The organism is Paenarthrobacter sp. 10L420 (genome assembly GCF_056395385.1).
The window spans coordinates 76,263-92,494 of sequence record NZ_JBFTJK010000015.1 but is presented as its reverse complement, the minus strand read 5'-3'; the positions used below and the strand labels follow the sequence as shown (position 1 = coordinate 92,494).

19 protein-coding genes are annotated in these 16,232 nt (G+C 61.2%); 11 read left to right on the top strand and 8 right to left on the bottom strand.

Annotated elements, in window-relative coordinates:
* Positions 1–36: 36 nt before the first annotated feature.
* Complete coding sequence (locus AC1DD5_RS19030; protein WP_477522419.1) at positions 37–351, bottom strand: hypothetical protein; 315 nt, start codon at positions 349–351, stop codon at positions 37–39.
* Positions 352–394: 43 nt separating this feature from the next.
* Here AC1DD5_RS19030 and AC1DD5_RS19025 point away from each other — a divergent pair, with 43 nt between their 5' ends.
* From AC1DD5_RS19025 to AC1DD5_RS19000, 6 genes are all read left to right on the top strand, one after another.
* Positions 395–967 carry a polysaccharide deacetylase family protein gene (locus tag AC1DD5_RS19025; RefSeq protein ID WP_477522418.1) on the top strand — a complete coding sequence of 191 codons (573 nt, stop codon included), beginning with the start codon at positions 395–397 and terminating at the stop codon, positions 965–967.
* Positions 968–1,093: 126 nt separating this feature from the next.
* Entirely contained in the window at positions 1,094–1,504 is a 411-nt protein-coding gene (locus tag AC1DD5_RS19020) for an MmcQ/YjbR family DNA-binding protein (RefSeq protein ID WP_477522417.1), read from the top strand.
* 116 nt (positions 1,505–1,620) lie between these two features.
* Positions 1,621–2,247, top strand: a complete 627-nt coding sequence (locus AC1DD5_RS19015; RefSeq protein ID WP_442018631.1) for a tetratricopeptide repeat protein — start codon at positions 1,621–1,623, stop codon at positions 2,245–2,247.
* A gap of 177 nt (positions 2,248–2,424) precedes the next feature.
* Positions 2,425–3,834 (top strand): N-acetylglucosamine/diacetylchitobiose ABC transporter substrate-binding protein, encoded by a 1,410-nt coding sequence (gene ngcE / locus AC1DD5_RS19010; protein ID WP_442004193.1) that lies wholly within the window; start codon positions 2,425–2,427, stop codon positions 3,832–3,834.
* Complete coding sequence (locus AC1DD5_RS19005; RefSeq protein ID WP_442004194.1) at positions 3,831–4,856, top strand: carbohydrate ABC transporter permease; 1,026 nt, start codon at positions 3,831–3,833, stop codon at positions 4,854–4,856. Before ngcE ends, AC1DD5_RS19005 begins: the two co-directional genes overlap by 4 nt.
* A complete protein-coding gene (locus tag AC1DD5_RS19000; protein WP_442018634.1) occupies positions 4,856–5,749 on the top strand; it encodes a carbohydrate ABC transporter permease in 894 nt (297 codons plus the stop codon). The genes AC1DD5_RS19005 and AC1DD5_RS19000 overlap by 1 nt, the downstream gene beginning before the upstream one ends.
* 82 nt (positions 5,750–5,831) lie before the next feature.
* On the opposite strand, the gene AC1DD5_RS18995 is transcribed toward AC1DD5_RS19000, so the two are convergent.
* The 6 genes from AC1DD5_RS18995 to AC1DD5_RS18970 all read right to left on the bottom strand — a co-directional run bounded on the left by AC1DD5_RS18995 (position 5,832) and on the right by AC1DD5_RS18970 (position 11,202).
* Positions 5,832–6,356 carry a flavin reductase family protein gene (locus AC1DD5_RS18995; RefSeq protein ID WP_442004196.1) on the bottom strand — a complete coding sequence of 175 codons (525 nt, stop codon included), beginning with the start codon at positions 6,354–6,356 and terminating at the stop codon, positions 5,832–5,834.
* Between the two features lies 1 nt (position 6,357).
* Positions 6,358–6,729 carry a cupin domain-containing protein gene (locus tag AC1DD5_RS18990; protein ID WP_477522416.1) on the bottom strand — a complete coding sequence of 124 codons (372 nt, stop codon included), beginning with the start codon at positions 6,727–6,729 and terminating at the stop codon, positions 6,358–6,360.
* A 2-nt stretch (positions 6,730–6,731) separates the two neighbouring features.
* A complete protein-coding gene (locus AC1DD5_RS18985; RefSeq protein ID WP_477522415.1) occupies positions 6,732–8,219 on the bottom strand; it encodes a 4-hydroxyphenylacetate 3-hydroxylase family protein in 1,488 nt (495 codons plus the stop codon).
* On the bottom strand, positions 8,216–8,902 hold the full coding sequence (locus AC1DD5_RS18980) for a DUF2848 family protein (RefSeq protein ID WP_477522414.1): 687 nt from the start codon (positions 8,900–8,902) through the stop codon (positions 8,216–8,218). Before AC1DD5_RS18980 ends, AC1DD5_RS18985 begins: the two co-directional genes overlap by 4 nt.
* Positions 8,903–8,973: 71 nt before the next feature.
* Entirely contained in the window at positions 8,974–9,768 is a 795-nt protein-coding gene (locus AC1DD5_RS18975; RefSeq protein ID WP_477522413.1) for a carbon-nitrogen family hydrolase, read from the bottom strand.
* Between the two features lie 90 nt (positions 9,769–9,858).
* Positions 9,859–11,202 (bottom strand): MFS transporter, encoded by a 1,344-nt coding sequence (locus AC1DD5_RS18970; protein WP_477522412.1) that lies wholly within the window; start codon positions 11,200–11,202, stop codon positions 9,859–9,861.
* Between the two features lie 209 nt (positions 11,203–11,411).
* On the opposite strand from AC1DD5_RS18970, the gene AC1DD5_RS18965 reads away from it, so the two are divergent.
* Positions 11,412–12,053: a GntR family transcriptional regulator gene (locus AC1DD5_RS18965; protein WP_477522411.1), complete on the top strand. Its 642-nt coding sequence runs from the start codon at positions 11,412–11,414 to the stop codon at positions 12,051–12,053.
* A gap of 51 nt (positions 12,054–12,104) precedes the next feature.
* Here the strand turns inward: AC1DD5_RS18965 and AC1DD5_RS18960 are convergent, their stop codons facing one another.
* A complete protein-coding gene (locus AC1DD5_RS18960; protein ID WP_442004202.1) occupies positions 12,105–12,398 on the bottom strand; it encodes a DUF503 domain-containing protein in 294 nt (97 codons plus the stop codon).
* Between the two features lie 129 nt (positions 12,399–12,527).
* Between AC1DD5_RS18960 and AC1DD5_RS18955 the strand changes: the two genes are divergently transcribed.
* The 4 genes from AC1DD5_RS18955 to AC1DD5_RS18940 are packed head-to-tail and all read left to right on the top strand — an operon-like array spanning position 12,528 to position 16,156.
* The gene (locus AC1DD5_RS18955) at positions 12,528–12,962 is read left to right on the top strand and encodes a SipW-dependent-type signal peptide-containing protein (protein ID WP_477522410.1); all 435 of its coding nucleotides are present in this window, start codon (positions 12,528–12,530) and stop codon (positions 12,960–12,962) included.
* A gap of 34 nt (positions 12,963–12,996) precedes the next feature.
* On the top strand, positions 12,997–14,175 hold the full coding sequence (locus AC1DD5_RS18950) for a GGDEF domain-containing protein (protein WP_442004204.1): 1,179 nt from the start codon (positions 12,997–12,999) through the stop codon (positions 14,173–14,175).
* Positions 14,172–14,675 carry a hypothetical protein gene (locus AC1DD5_RS18945; RefSeq protein WP_477522409.1) on the top strand — a complete coding sequence of 168 codons (504 nt, stop codon included), beginning with the start codon at positions 14,172–14,174 and terminating at the stop codon, positions 14,673–14,675. Before AC1DD5_RS18950 ends, AC1DD5_RS18945 begins: the two co-directional genes overlap by 4 nt.
* Positions 14,672–16,156, top strand: coding sequence for a putative bifunctional diguanylate cyclase/phosphodiesterase (locus tag AC1DD5_RS18940; RefSeq protein WP_477522408.1), 1,485 nt, complete (start codon positions 14,672–14,674; stop codon positions 16,154–16,156). The genes AC1DD5_RS18945 and AC1DD5_RS18940 overlap by 4 nt, the downstream gene beginning before the upstream one ends.
* The last annotated feature ends 76 nt before the right edge of the window (positions 16,157–16,232 follow it).

Genomic DNA, 16,232 nt, shown 5'->3' with positions numbered 1-16,232 from the left:
TCGATTCCTTTGCTAATCTGCAGCTGACTCATTCTTTTAGCCATAGGGGACGGCCATGTGTGGCGACCATTCAGCGGTGCCCATTGCCATGCCAGCTTCCACGCCAGCCCGGCGGGCCGTCTTAGGCGTATTTGGAGCTTCGCTCGTTGCCGGTTTGAGTGCCTGTGCTGCACCTGAAAGCACAGCGCCTAAAAGCACGACGTCGGAGCTGCCGCCTGGTTCCGCCGCTGCGTCACCGGAGGTGCCGGGCCCGAACGGTGGGCTGTCGGCCGGGGGTGAGGTGCCGCCGTCGTACACTTCAACACCAACGCCCACGCCCACCGCATCGAAACGGATACGGCGTACGTTCATCCCGGACTACCAGCTGCCGCCGATCGTTGGCGGCCTGGCCCCAGTGATCACCAAGATCCAGACCAAGCACCCGGTGGTGTTCCTGACGATCGACGATGGCAACATCAAAACCCCGGAATCGGTCAAGCTCATGACTGACTACGACTATCCGGCTACCCTGTTCCTGACCAAGAACACCATTGCGGACAACCCCGCCTTCTTTAACGCCTTCCAAGCGCAGGGCAGCCTCGTGGAGAATCACACAGTCACGCACAACATCAATATGGTGCAGCAGTGGGGATACCAGCAGCAGCTGAACGACATCATGGGCATGCAGGAGTACGCGTTTCAGCATTACGGCCGGCGCCCCACGCTGTTCCGGCCACCCGGCGGAGCCTACTCCAACGTCATGCGCCAGGCGGTTGCCGCTGCTGGGATGAAGGCGATCATCACGTGGGAGGCCAAGGCGAACGCCGGGAAGATGGACTATCAGGTTGGTAACTCACTGCGTCCCGGTGACATCGTGCTGATGCATTTCCGCGCAGAGTTCGCCGCGGACCTCGCTGCCTTCCGTGCTGCACAGTTGGCCGCGGGCCTGGAAGTCGTGCTGCTGGAGGACTTCTTGGGGGTAGCGTAGGCCTGCCGTGGCCCCATTTAGACGAGTCGCTGCGCGTTAGACGACTCCTACCATCGAGTGCGCAGCGGGGCATCGAAACGGGGACGAACGCGGCGTCGAAATAGAGGGCCGGGTAAGCTCACCTCCATGGATGTTTCCCAGCTCCGCCAGATCTGCCTGGGCTTTCCCGGGGCCTTTGAAGACTTCCCGTTCGGACCTGAAACGTCGGTGTTCAAGGTGCGTGCCGCCGTCGCGGGTGGAGCACGGCACGAGGCCAAGTTGTTCGCGCTTTCCGCCATGGATCCTGACAACTGGTCCGTGAGCCTGAAGTGCGAGCCCGCCCTGGCCGAGCAACTCCGAGCAGCGCATCCAGAGATCACTGGTGCCTGGCACATGAACAAGACACATTGGAACGGCGTCCGTCTGGATGGAGCCCTTCCCGATGACATGATCCGGGACATGGTGGAGGACTCCTATGATCTGGTGGTGGCTTCGCTAAGCCGGAAGCAGCAGGAACAGCTCGGCTGGGCGCGGCTCGTCAACCGCACTGGCCTCTGAAGCCGACCCGCCCGGCTCTGACACGGCACCGCACCCTCTCCCCACGCCGCTGACATGGGGCTACATTGATAGTGCAAGCCAACGGGCGCAGCTAATGGCTGGTCAGGAGCGGGTTGATGCTGGATCAGGGAACTTTGGACCACTTATGGAACTTTGGCGATCCGGCAGCGTCCGAAGCCAGGTTTCGTGCAGCAATGCTGGAGGAAATCTACGACGCCGATGAGCGGGCCGAGCTGGCAACCCAGCTTGGACGGGCCATCGGTTTGCAGGGCCGGTTGGAGGAAGCCGATGCCCTCCTGGACGGAATCGACGGCGATGAACCCACCGTTGGCGTGCGCGTGCTCCTGGAGCGCGGCCGGGTTTTGAACGCCGGAGGGCACCCTGAGATGGCAGTGCCGCTCCTCGAGCAGGCTGCGGAGTTGGCTGACCACCTTGGTGAGGAATTCCTGGCCGTGGACGCACTGCACTTGCTCTCCATCGCGGACGTCGCCCACGCCGAATCCTGGATGCGCAGCGGCATCGAATATGCCTCCACGGCCCGCCATGAGCGAACCAAGCGATGGATGATTGCTTTGCACGGAAGTCTCGGGTGGTTTCTGCACGGTAACGGGCGCTTAACCGAGGCCTTGGTGGAGTTCCAGTTGGCCGAACAATGGGCGGAACGACTGGGAACTGAGCGGCAAAAGCTGCTCGCACGGGAAGCGATTACCGACTGTGGAAAAGCCCTTGCGGAGGGTCCTTAGAAAGATCACGCTTTGACAAATGTTGATCGAAAGTGCCGAGAAATATTGATTTTCGATCATTCGTGGTGAAGTATGTCACACGAAGGTTGGCGCTGCAGAGTGGCCAACCCAGACTGTCCGACTTTCCGGCCGCCTGCCGCAACAGTCGACATTACGAGTCACTGGAGGGTTACGAAAATGAACGTTCAGCACCAGTCCCTTGGCCGCCGCGGATTCCTCCGCGGGGCACTCGCAGCTGCGGTGCTCGTCCCCATGGGGGGAACCATTGCGTCCTGTGCAGCAGGCGGTGGCGGTACCACTGCCGGCCCCACGGGCGCCGTCTCCGACACCAACCCCTTTGGCATGGCGGACAAGTCCACCGTTGATGCCGTGATCTTCAAGGGTGGCTACGGCATCGACTACGTCGATTTCGCAGGCAAGGCCTTCGAAAAGGCCCACTCCGGTTCCACCGCCAAGATTGCTCCGTCCACGGATATCGCGCAGGAGCTCCAGCCGCGCTTCGTCGGTGGCAACCCACCGGATCTGATCGACAACTCCGGCGCGAAGGCCATTGGCTTCAGCACCATTCTGGCCCAGCTCGAGGACCTCACCAGCGTGGTGGAGGCCAAGAACCTCGAGGGCAAGGTCATCAAGGACACCTTGTACACGGGCGTGCTCGCTCCCGGGACATTCGAGGGCAAGCTCGCCGCCCTGAACTACGTGCTCACCGTCTACGCCATGTGGTACTCGGACTCCCTGCTCAAGGCAAATGGCTGGACCGTTCCCAAGACCTGGGACGAAATGTACGCGCTGGGCGAGCAGGCCAAGGCCAAGGGCAAGTACCTGTTCCTCTGGGGCAAGGAAGCTGCAACGTATTACCAGGAAATGGCGATCGCTTCCGCCATCAAGGAAGGTGGCGACGACGTTCGGCTGGCCTTGGAGAACCTCAAGGCAGACTGCTGGTCGCACCCGGCCATACAGTCCGTCTTCACAGCTTTGGACAAGATCGTCAAGGCGGGGTACTTCAAACCCGGCGGTTCCGGAACGCAGTTCACCGCAGCCCAGGCCCAGTGGAGCAACGCCCAGGAAGCGGTGTTCTACCCGTCCGGTTCGTGGATCGAAAACGAGATGAAGGACCAGACGAAGGCGGACTTCAAAATGACGGGCGCGCCGGTGCCTTCAGTGAGCGCCAGCCCCAAGAAGCCGTACGCGTCGCTGCACAGTGCAGCGGGCGAGCCTTACGTGGTTCCCTCCCAGGGCAAGAACGTTGCCGGCGGCAAGGAGTTGCTCCGCGTCATGCTCTCCAAGGAAGCTGCTACCAACTTCGCCAAGACCAAGCTTGCTCCCACCATCGTCAAGGACACCGTCCCGGCCGATGGCTTCGGTTCCACGGCCTTGGTCTCGCAGACAAAGCTGCTCAGCGATGCAGGCGAGAACATCTACACCTGGAACTTCATCGACCTTTACGGCACCAACAAGGACCAGCTCGTCGTCTGGAACACCTTCCTCGACGGCAAGTCGGATGTCGCGACGCTGACCTCGGCCCTGCAGAACATCACCGACAAGGTCCGCAACGACAGCTCGGTCAAGAAGATTGAAGTGAAGTGACCGTAGTGAAAACCAAGCAGAGCCGGAACGACGACGGCCTGGCCGCCGTCGTTCCGGCCATGGCCCCACCGGTTGTGGTGAGGCGCCGGCGCAAGCCGCTGACGTGGGACAAAGTCAGCTTCTTCGCGGTGTTCCTTGGCCTGCCGCTGGCGATCTATCTCTTGTTCGTGATCTGGCCGTTCATCCAGGCCTTTGGGTATTCCTTGACGGACTGGTCGGGTTTTTCGCCCACACAGAACTTCATCGGCTTTGAGAACTACGCCAGGATCTTCTCGGACGACATCTTCATGAAGGCCATGGGGAACAACATTCTCCTGGTCATCGTGCTGCCCATCGTCACCATCATCCTGAGCCTGGTGCTCGCCACCATGGTGACCGTTGGCGGGAGCAGCAAGGGCCAGATCAAGGGCCTGCGCAATTCCAGCTTCTACCGCGTTGTGTCGTTCTTCCCTTACACGATCCCCGCCATCGCCATCGGCATCATGTGGGGCCAGATCTACGATCCTTCAGGGGGCTTGCTCAACGGGATCCTCACGAGCCTGGGCCTTGACCAGTTCAAGAGCTTCGCGTGGCTGGGCGATAAGAACACGGCCATGACCGCCACCATGTTCGTGATTGTGTGGGGCTTCGTTGGCTTCTACATGGTCCTTTTCGTGGCCGGTATCAAGGGCATTCCTGCTGAGCTGTTCGAGGCCGCAAGGATCGACGGCGCCGGAAGGCTCCGTACCGCCGTCTCCATTACCATCCCGCTCATCAGGGACAACATCCAGACCGCTTACATCTACATGGGTATCCTGGCGCTCGATGCGTTCGTTTACATGGCGGCACTGAACTCCGGCGGTGGTCCGGACAACTCAACGCTTGTGATGGCACAGCAGTTGTTCTTCACAGCGTTCAGCAAGGGCCAATTCGGCCTGGCCAGCGCCATGGGCGTTGTCCTGGCTGTGGCCACGCTGATCTTCTCCGGCCTGGTGTTCGTGATTAACCGGCTCACTGGTGGCGACAAGGACGTGAGCATCTAATGACAACAAAAGTCTCAACCCCTGAAATGAAGTCGCTGCATTTCCAGCCGCGCAAACCCGCCACTACGCCCGGGGACAAACTGGTGGGGGCTGTTTCCCACACGGCACTGACCATTTGGTCACTCATCGTGATCCTGCCGTTGTTGTGGACGTTCATGTCGTCCTTCAAGACGTCCAGCGAGATCTTTGCCTCGCCGTTCGCTTTGCCTTCCGTGTGGCGGTTCGACAACTATGTGAAGGCCTGGAGTGAGGCCGGGATCGGGAGCTACTTCCTGAACTCGGTGATTGTGGTGGGTTCGGCACTGGTGATCGTCATGGTGCTCGGTGCAATGTGCGCCTATGTCCTGGCGAGGTACACATTCCCGGGTAGCCGGGCTATCTACTACCTCATGCTGGCCGGCCTGACGTTCCCGATCTTCCTCGCGATGGTCCCGCTGTTCTTCGTGCTGAAGAACATCGGACTGCTGAACACCCTGCCGGGCTTGATCATCGTATACGTGGGGTTCGCGCTGCCGTTCACAGTGTTCTTCCTGTTCTCCTTCTTCAAGTCGCTGCCGCACGAAATCACCGAAGCAGCAGCTCTGGACGGCGCAGGGGAGTGGCGCACGTTCTTCCAGGTGATGCTGCCGATGGCCAAGCCGGGCCTAGCCTCGGTTGCCATCTTCAACTTCCTGGGCCTGTGGAACCAGTTCCTCATCCCGGTATCCATCAACGCTGCCGGGCCGCGCGTTCTCTCGCAGGGCCTGGCCGCTTTCGCTGGCCAGATGGGGTACGCCGTGGACTTCGGGGCACTCTTCGCGGCAGTCACTGTCACGGTGGTTCCGGTCCTGATCGTGTACGTCATCTTCCAGCGCCAGCTGCAGGGTTCCGTCTCGCAGGGCACCTCCAAGTAAACGCAACGCGGGGTCACCTACGGCCCATCCCAAGGGGATTTATGGGCCGTAGGTGACCCCGCGTTGCTTTAAAAGGCGGGGGTTAGAACCTCCAAGGGATCTCCGCGTGACCGAAGTCGGAGAAGGAACCGAAGCGGCCTGCCTTGAACGCGAGCACCTCGCCGTCCCGGTCGCGGCACGTGGTGACCTGGCCGAAGAAGACCTGGTGATCTCCGACGTCGTACTGCTGCACAACGGTGCAATCCGCCTGGGCGAGGGCTCCCTTGATGACGGGAAGTCCATTCTCGGTCATGTCGAATTCGCCGTCGCCGAAACGGTCACCGCCTCGCACCGCAAAGCGCCGCGCCATCGACTCCTGCTTGGCGCCAAGGATCGACACGGCGAACTTGCCGCTCTCGATCAATGCCTCACCCGTCCGCGTTCCGAAGTTCAGCGAGATCATAAGGATGGGCGGTTCCAGGCTGATGGAGGTCAGCGAGCTGATGGTCATCCCGTACAGTTCATCCTCGTGCTTGGTGGTGACCACGGCGACACCCGTGAGGAAGCGGCCCATGGCGCGGCGCATTCCCATGGCATCGGGAACAGTGAAGAGCGGTGCGAGGCTCATGTCAGTTGCTCCGTTCGGCTTGTACTGGATCGGCGTAGTACCGGACCTCGAACATTTTGGCTCCGGTTTCGGAAACCCATGGACCGTGTTCCATGCCCGGCGGACGGGTTGCCCAGTCGCCGGCTTGGAAGGTCTTGCCCAGGCGCTGGTCCACGAACGAGCCCTCGAAGATGAAGACCTCTTCCCAGAAATCGTGGGTCAGGACGCCGTTGGGCGAGGTGTCCGTGCCGGGCTCGAACTTGAGAATGCGCGTGACACTGTCATTGTCTGAATCCCGGGCAAGGATGGCCTCGGACAGGCCCTCAATGTGCGGGTTGCATGGTGCGAAGTCCACCGATGAGGTGGGGGTGAACTCGAATTCGGGCTTTGCCATGGCTATTCTCCTTCCATGCCGTTGACGCTGCCGTCGACTGGGCCGTTGATGCTGTAGGAACCAAGGTACTTGTCCAGCTCAGCAACCAGGGCGTCGTAGCCGTAGTTCCGGTAGGTGTACGCCCCACGGACCACGAACGGGGCGCCGGCGTAGAACATTTCGTACTGCTGGTGGCGGCCGGCGAATTCGGAGCCGATGATGTCCCAAGCCAACTTGAACAGCTTCACGCGCTCTTCGCTGGCAACACCGGGGGACTGCACGTAGCGTTCCATGTCCGGACGGGTCACACTGCTGGTCATGTCGGCAACGCTGGAGGGCAGCTGAAGCACGCCACCACCCACCAGGTCGCGAAGGATCGAAATCACCCGCGGGTACGTCTCGGACTGAAGACCCATGGCCCCGTAAAGGGCGCTCTTCCCGGGAACCACCATGCCGGCGTCGTCAACCGTTGCTGTGTATTCGGCCGCAAGAACCGCCGATTCAACGGACTGGACGATCGCGGCGAGCTCGCCAAGCTTCTCCTGGACTCCGGGGATCTTGTCCGTGCCGTTTACCTGGGTGACCTTGCGGGCAACGGAAGCAATGAACTTCAGCTTGGTGGAGAACCGGATCTGGGCCTGCCAGTTTCCCAACGCGTGGGCACCGGTATCGAAGAACTGACGGCGGAGGGTATCGATGTTCCGGTTGATGAAAACGCGGTCCCAGGGGATGAGCACGTCATCGAAAACTACCAACGCGTCGGGCTCGTCGTAGTGGCTGGTCAGCGGGTAGTCGAAGTCGCTGGTGGCTGCCGGCGCGAACGGACGGCGGCAGTACAGCTTCAACCCGTCAGTCGCCACGGGAACGGCGAAGCTGACGGCAAAGTCCACGTCATCCGGGCCCAGCGGCTTGATGCAGGTGACGAACACTTCGTCCGCGATCGCTGCGCCGGTGGCAAGCATCTGCGAACCGCGGACAATGATGCCTTCCTCGGTTTCACGCACGACGCCGACCTGCAGGTATTCGCCTTCCCAACCTGACGCCGTGGTTGCGCGGGAGACCTGCGGCGGAATGATCGCGTAGGAAAGGTACAGGTTCTCGGAAAGGATCTTCTTGTAGTACCGCTCCACGTTGCCGGCGAAGTCGCGCTCGTCATTCTTGAACACGTCCGCGTGGGAGCCGAAGGCGGCGAAGAAGGTACCCACGTGGTCGGGGCTGCGGCCAACCCAGCCATGGGTGTGCTTGGCCCACTTTTCAATGGCGTGGCGCCGGAGGACGAGCTCTTCCTGCGTGCGCGGTGCAGCGAAGGTGCGGTTCGCGGGCCCATCAATCTCTTCTGAATGGAAATGCATGCCGTTGCTGGGATCGGCTGCGATGTCGAACAGCTCAGCCATGGTCCGGGCGACCTTCGCGAACGCCGGGTGTTCCAGCACGTTGCCAACTACCTCGCCATCGAGGATCACCGTCCGGCCATCGTTCAGGGACTTCAGGTATTGCTTTCCGGTTCTCATCGAAGTGAGCCTTTCTTGATTTTGTAGTTGTGTTCGATTCTCGTCCCATCGGGGAACGAGAGCTCTACTTTCCAGGAAGTTCCGTCAACGAAATTCCCCTTGAGGAGTGGCAGAGTGCCACCCAGGCACATGAAGTCGGCGTCACCGATGTCCGTCCGCGCCAGGAGCTTTTCGACGACGTCTGCCGGCTTGCGCAGGCCCGCCAACGAACCCTCTTGGTACAGTTCGCCGTCCACCCACGAGCGGGCGGTGCACTGGTCAAGGTCCAGGTCCTCAAGTGATTCGACTTCAATGACCTCGGTTGCGACGGGCTTGGGGCATGCTCTCTTGGAATCGCCAATATCCTGGGCCTCGATGTCCCTGTCCGTGTGGTCGGAACCGATGCCGAGGTAAAACTTGCCGTTGTGGCGAATATAGAGAGGCTCAATCTCGCCGGAGGTCAGGTTGTTGCTGGTGTCGTGTTCGCCTGATGTATCGAACAGTTGCGAGTCCATCCGGTAGAACATGGGCACTTCCGGCGGTGGAGCTACGCCAATGGCTGCCAGCTCATCGATGTGGTGCTGCACGGCCTTCGGGTCCCGGCCCGTATAGCCGGCCACTACTGCGTGGAAGTCCGAGACCACAATGGTCTTGTCGGTGCCCGCCACCCTGAAGGTGAGTGGGACTTGCCTTGTTGTTTCCATGTACGTCTCCTTGAATGCTGTCTAAATCGTGGCGGGTCAGTCTGGCCAAACTGGTCAGACGGCCGGATTCCTCAAACGGCAAGTGCGTCGTAGTCCGCGAGCCGATCGCCAATGACGGGGAATTCGGTACGCACTGCATTGACCTGGTCGGGATCGATGTCCACCATGAGCACCGATTCCCCGGCACCGGCTTCGGCGAGTACGTTGCCGGCCGGGTCCACCACCCGGCTGTGTCCCCCAAGTTCCACGCCTTCCTGGCTGCCTGCGGCGTTGCAGGCAATCACGAAGATTTGGTGCTCCAGCGCCCTGGCGGTTGTGAGGAGTCGCCAGTGTTCGCAACGCGCTGCGGGCCAAGCTGCCGGGACGATGACGATTTCCGCGCCCCTGGTGCTCAGCTCCATCCACAATCCCGGGAACCGGAGGTCATAGCAGGTGATCCCGGCCGTTGCTCCGAACGGCAACTCCACCACCGGCAGTGAGGATCCCGCCTTGAGGAGGCTGGCTTCCTTGGACTTGTAACCAAAGACGTGGATCTTCCGGTACGTGTGCAGGATTTTCCCGTCCGGTCCCAGCAGGATGGACGTGTTGCTGAGGCGTCCATCCTCGCCGGCCTCGATGATGCTTCCGACGTGAAGGTACACACCAAGCTCTGCCGCCACGCGTGAGCACATGGACACTGTGGGGCCAGTGAGGGTCTCGGCCAGGGCCTGGTACTCATCAAAGTGGAAGTATCCGGCACTCCACAGTTCGGGGAGCACGATCAGCTCGGCACCCTCGATGCCGCGAAGAATCGCTTCAACGCGATCTATCCGCTCCTCACGGGTTTCCGAATCCGGGCTGGCCACCTGGACGAGTGCGACTTTCATGGCTGTTTCCTTACTTTCAGTGGTTCCGAGATGGCACTTCGCGCCCATGTTTGGGGCAAATATGGGTGTGAAGTGCCATCTCGCGGGTGCTTACTTTGCGGGTTCGTCCAGGTCGCTGAGCCGCAGGCCTTTGGTCTCCTTGGCGAACATGACCGAGACCATGGAGATCAGGCCCATCGCTGCAAGGTAGATGCCGATCGCGTAGCCAGTGCCGAAGGCGCTGTAGAGAGCCAGGGCGATGATGGGCGATAGCGAGCCGGCGATCAGCGAGGCGAGGTTGTACGCAACCGAGGTGCCGCTGTACCGGACATCCGTGGGGAAGAGCTCGGAGAAGAACGCACCGATCACGGAGCTGTAGGCGGCGAAGATCAACAGGCCACCGACGGCGGCAGCAATGATGCCCCACACTTCGCCAGTGTTCAGCAGGGCGAAGAACGCGAACGCCCAGATGACGGTGGCAATCGAAGCGCCGATCATGATCGGCTTTCGGCCCACTTTGTCCGCATAGAGCGCCAGGATCGGGATAGCGACGACGGCGACGCCCTGGCCGATCATGACGGCGGTGAGGCCGGTCTGCCGCTGCAAGCCCATGATCTGGGTGACGTAGGTGATGATGAACAGCGAGTAGATGTAGAAGCCTGCGTTCTCACCCATGCGGCTGCCGGTGGCGATGAGCAGTTGGCGCCAGTTGCGGCGGAACAGAATGGCCAGGGGCAATTTCCGTTCCTTGATGGCTTCTGCCTCGCGCTTCAGCTGTGCTTCCTTGAACAGCGGAGTCTCCTGAACGTAGAGACGCAGGACGAGGCCGATGATCACCAGGAGGGCGGACAGCCCGAAGGCGACGCGCCAGCCCCAGGCAAGGAATTCACTTTCGGGCATGGTCGCGGCGAGGATTGCCAGCACACCTGCGGCCATGAGGTTGCCCAGCGGCGGACCGATGTTGGGCCAGGATGCCCAGAACGCCCGCCGTGCACTGTCATTGCTGTGCTCCGAGACGAGGAGAACGGCCCCGCCCCATTCGCCACCCAGTGCGAATCCCTGGATCAGGCGCAGCAGCAAGAGCAGCAAAGGTGCTGCAATGCCGATGGCTGCATAGGAAGGGATGAATGCAATAAGCGTGGTGGCTACGCCCATGAGCATGAGGCTGGCCACCAGTGTGGCGCGACGGCCGTGCTTATCGCCGAGGTGCCCCAGAACGATGGCGCCCAGAGGACGGGCAAGGAAGCCGGCGGCAAATGTTCCGAGGGCCAGCATGGTGCCCACAAGCGGGTCAGAGGTTGGGAAAAAGAGCTTGTTGAAAACCAATGCGGCAGCGGTGCCGTAGAGAAAGAAGTCGTACCATTCGACGGCCGTGCCGGCAAGGCTCGATGCAGCGACAACGGGCAGGCTGGAATGCTTCTGCTGCCTCAGTTCTGCTTTCTTCAAATCGGTCATGGTGGGGATCCTTTTGCGGTTGGGAGGCTTCGGTGAAGCGAGGCGGTCCCAGGAAATTGAGGGGTTCCAAATGCGTGAGCGGAGTCACTGAACAACACTGTAGACTAGTTGTATACAACCCGTCTACATCCAGCGAAGAAGTTTTTCGTGCGTGTCCGGGTCCGTCCTGAATGCAACTCGTATACTGGGCTTCGCGAGAAAGGCTCTTCATGATCCAGATGACTCCCACTGCTCAATCCCAGCCCGAAGTGGCCTATCAGTGGATGAAAAGCTATATCGCTGCCCTGCCGCGGGACGAGGAGACCTTCCTCAACGAGGCGGTCCTCGCCAAGTCCACCGGTACCTCGCGCACACCAGTCCGTGAGGCACTGCTGCGCCTCGAAGCCGAGGGTTTCGTCAAACGGATCCCACACAAAGGCGCTTACGTTCCGCCAATCTCGGACCCCGATGTCCGAGCCATACTGCAGGCCCGCTCTGTGGTGGAGAAGTGGGCCGTCTCAGCACTGGACAGCATGCCGGATGGACAGATTGACGCGTTCCAGCGCATCATCGACCAGCAGCACGAAGCCAAGGACGACGCCGCCCGGTTCATTGAGCTGGACACCGAATTCCACACGCTCATGGTCCGTGCGGGAGGAAATCCAATCCTGGCCGATTTCTACGCTTCCCTTCGGCAGCGGCAACTCAGGATTGGTGTCCGCGCTGTCACTCAGGGGACAGACCGTGCCGGGGACGTGCTCCGCGAGCATCAGCTGATTGTCGATGCCCTTCGAAGCCGGAGCCTGGACGCTGCGCACCAAGCGATCGATGCCCACCTGGACTCAACGCGGCTGGCGGTCATCGGCTACTAACCCTCGGGCTGGAGTACGCCTAGTCTTCGCTGTGCCTAATCTTCGCTGTACTTAATCTTCACTGTGCAGCTCGCGTTGCCTTGCGCTCAGAAGCTCAAGCTCGGGCCGGGCGGCAACGAACCGTTCAACGGCGTCGAGCACTTCCTTGAGGTGCGCGCGGTCAGGCGCCACCAGTGCCGCACCCAACAAGGTCCGGCGATATTGGTCCTGCATTCCGGTCTCGGCTGCGGACACCTCGAAGCGGCGTTTGAGTTCGGCAATGACGGGCCGCACGAGCGAGCGTTTCTCCTTCAGGCTATGGACATCGCCCAGGAGCACATCGAATTCAATCCAACCGATCCACATGGTTCATTATGAGCATGTCTCCGGCCCCCAATCCTGAGCCAATCTTGAGGAAATGTCGCACCGGGGTTGATCCAGCACAGTCAGACTGGAACCACAGCAAGGCCAGAAGCAGCTAAGGGGGCGGGCGGCATGAGCAAGAACCATACCTGGCGCGCACTCGCGGGCGTAACCGCCGTCGCTGTTTCCATGATGGCCGGACCGGCCGCCGCACTTGCCGCTTTCTCTGACACCGGGAATGCCACCCCGCAGTACTCGGCCATGCGTCTCCTTGCCCCTGCGAGTGCCGACGTGATCATGACGTGTTCGGCGAATGGTGCCAAGGTTGCCGTGGATGTGAATTCCTTCTCGGAAGTTTCCGGCGCGAACTATCACGAGATCGACTTATACAACCCGTCCGGCACGTTGGCATTCACCGGCGACCTGGGCAAAAATGCCGGAAAGTCCTACAAGTCAGGAAATCAGCCCGTGGGTACCTGGACCTACGAGATCCGCGGGTATTACAAGGTTCCCGGCACGGCCAACATGTGGAGAGGCTCCGCTTTGACAGGAACCCTGACATGTTAGAAATTGGCGTGGGACCAATCGGCAGGAGCGAACAATGGTGCTCGACTCGTTTTCGGTGAGGATTGCCCTCGGAGTGGTCACGTTGACGCTCTTTGCGCTGTTCCTCGCCTCTTACCGCCGCACGAGGTCACCGTACGCGGGCTGGTGGAGCCTGGCGTTGCTGCAGTTCATGCTGGGAAACACGGCGTTCCTCCTGAACGGCACACCCGCGCAGCACTGGGCCAACCCTTTCGGCAACGTCCTGGTGGTGGCCGGAGCGTTCAGCGTTTGGGCCGGCGCCCGTACTCTGCGGGACCTTAAAGCGGCACCATGGCAGCTCGCCGTTGCTCCTGTCATCACGGCGGTCGCCTCCGTCCTGGAAAGTCCCGGCTCCAATGTGTGGTCCGGCGGCTTCGTGTACCTGGCCATGATGACCCTTGGCATCGCATTGGCGGCCCGTGACTTGTGGTTCATCAAGGCGACCCACTCGCAAGTGCACAAAGCCCTTTCCCTGGCTGCCGGACTCCTGGCGATCTACTACCTGGGCCGTTGGGTAGTTTACGCATTGGAAGGCCCCGGCGGCGCAACATTCCGGGCGTATTTTGGTCCCGCGCCTTCGGGCCTGGTGTCCTTGGTGCTGCTGGTGACGGTGTCCTTCAGCATGACCACCTTAAGCAGCGATCAACTGATCAAGGGCCTGAAGGAACGGGCCACCAGGGACCATCTGACGGGTCTCCTCAACCGGGGAGCTTTCCTGGACCTGGCATCCACGGAACTCAAACGACTGCGGGCCGACGAGTCCGGTGCTGCAGTTGTCCTGGCTGATTTGGACCACTTCAAGCTGGTCAACGACGCCCATGGACACCGCGCAGGGGACGTCGCTTTGAAGGCTTTCGCCGAAGCCTGCACGTCTTCGGTCAGGTCTACAGATCTCATTGGCAGGTACGGTGGGGAAGAATTTGTTCTCTTCCTGCCCGGAGCCACGCAGGAGCGGGCCCAAAGCATCGCCACCGAGATCAGCCGCCGCATGGCTTCCACTGAGGTTCCAGAGGGCGTCTCCTTCCCCACCATCAGTTACGGAGTTACGGCAAGCACCCACGCTGTCCCAGACCTCATTTCGATGATCGAGGTGGCAGACGCAGCCCTGTACAGCGCCAAAGCACAGGGAAGAAACCGGATTGTAGGAGCCGACCGCCTCCAGGCGGCCACTATCGCTGACGAGGCACGATCATGACAATCAATGAACTCACCACCCGCATCCAGATCCAGCACAACCAGGAAGTGAGCGCCTTCCGGCATGACATCACCAGTGCCCCGTACCAGGCTGGAACACCGTCAGCCTTGAATGTGGCCCGGCGTTCCGTGCGCATGCAACCCGTCCAGTCCGTAGGTGATGACAGCGCAAACCTGACCATTGTGGCTGATGTCGAGGGCCTTGCATGGTTCACCGCCGATAAGGGACTCCTGGGCAGTTGCATTACGGTCTCCATCGCCGGGCATCGGCGGAACACCGGAACACGTGTACCCCTTCCCTTGGCTGAATGTGATGCATGGATCGAAGCCATCCTGGGCGGGTCCTGGATTACCCACGTCTACCGCGCCGGGACTCCGATTGAAGGAGACGGCAGGCTCGATGTCGCCTCGTACCGCCTTTTCCTCGACGAACGCCGCAATCCTGTCGCCAAACCTAGTGCGGTAGCGGACAGTAGCCTGCGGCGCATGGAAGCGTCGTGAGCGGGGCCCAGCCCAGCGGAACACCACCCAGCGGGACACCATCCAGCCGGACACAGCCCAGCCGAATCCAGCCCAGCCGCGCCTTTCCCTCTGACATTGACGCTCGGATCGGAAAACTGGAGCGGCACATCAGGGCGTTGATGGAGGAGCTGCACCACGCACGCCACGAGCAGCGTCGGGAAGCCTTCACAGATCCGCTCACCGGGCTCGGCAACCGACTGGCTTTGGTGGATGCCTTCATTGAAGCGCAGGAGGCTGCTGCGCGCGGCGCCCTCCCAGCCGCACTCCTCCTCCTCACCCTGGATGGCTTCAAGGGACTCAAGAAGTCCGCCGGCTACGCGTCGGCGGACCAGATTCTGGTCATTGTCGGGATGCGGATCCGCTCGGCGGTGAGGGAGAACGACGTCGTTACCCGCCTTGGCGGCGACGAATTCGCCGTGCTGTTGCCCGCCACGCCGCAAAACCGGGCGGCCGGCGTCGGAAACCGTATCCTTGCGGCGCTGGAACCCAACATCGACCTCGGGAACAGCAGTGTCCGCTGTGGTGCCAGCATGGGCCTTCGGATTGCCGAGCCGCACCATAGCGTCGAGGACCTTCTCCAGGAGGCCGATATGGCGATGGAGGAGTCCAAGAGCGAGGGCCGGAACAAGCTCAAGTTGTTCGATCCCTCCACGCTTCATGCCCGGCAACTCCAGCGCCAGATCGTGGGGGAGCTGCGGGAAGCCATCCGCTCGGATCAGTTGGTCCTCTTCTACCAACCGATCGTTGACCTGGCTACCGGCCGGATTGAGGGCAGTGAGGCCTTGGTCCGCTGGAACCACCCTGTGCGCGGGCTCATCATGCCGGACCACTTCATTCCCGTCGCAGAGGCCACAGGCTTGATCGCCGAGCTGGGCCGCTGGGTCCTCCGGGCGGCCGTGGAGCAACTGCGCCAGTGGCGGGACAACCCCGTCACGGCACAACACGATTTCACGATGCGAATCAATGTCTCTGCTGCAGATCTGCAAAGCCTGGAGTTCGTGGACGACGTGCGGGACGCCTTGGCCAAAACGGGACTGCCGCCGGAATCACTGGTTCTGGAACTCACGGAGAGTGCCATCATCCAGAACAACGAGCTGGACCGTTACACCTTGGCGAGCCTGCACCGCTTGGGCGTCGGGCTGGAGATCGACGACTTCGGCACGGGCTACTCATCCATGGGATACCTGCGAAAACTCCCCGTGGACTGTGTGAAAGTGGACCGGCAGTTCGTCCAGGAACTGAGCAAGGACAGTACGCAGCTGGGCTTCCTCGCCGCGATCCAACAGGTTATCCGCTCGTGTGGGCTGAAGGGCATCTGGGAGGGAATCGAAACGGCGGAACAAGCCGAAGCGCTGCGGAGCATCGGGTGCACCAGTGGACAGGGCTATTACTTCGGGCGCCCTCTTCCAGGACCGGAATTCACGGACCAGCTCTCCCGGCAACAGACTTGGCCCGCTTAAAAGAGCAACGCGGGGTCACTTATGGCCCATCCCGAGGGGATTTATGGGCCGCAAGTGACCCCGCGTTGCTTTAAGC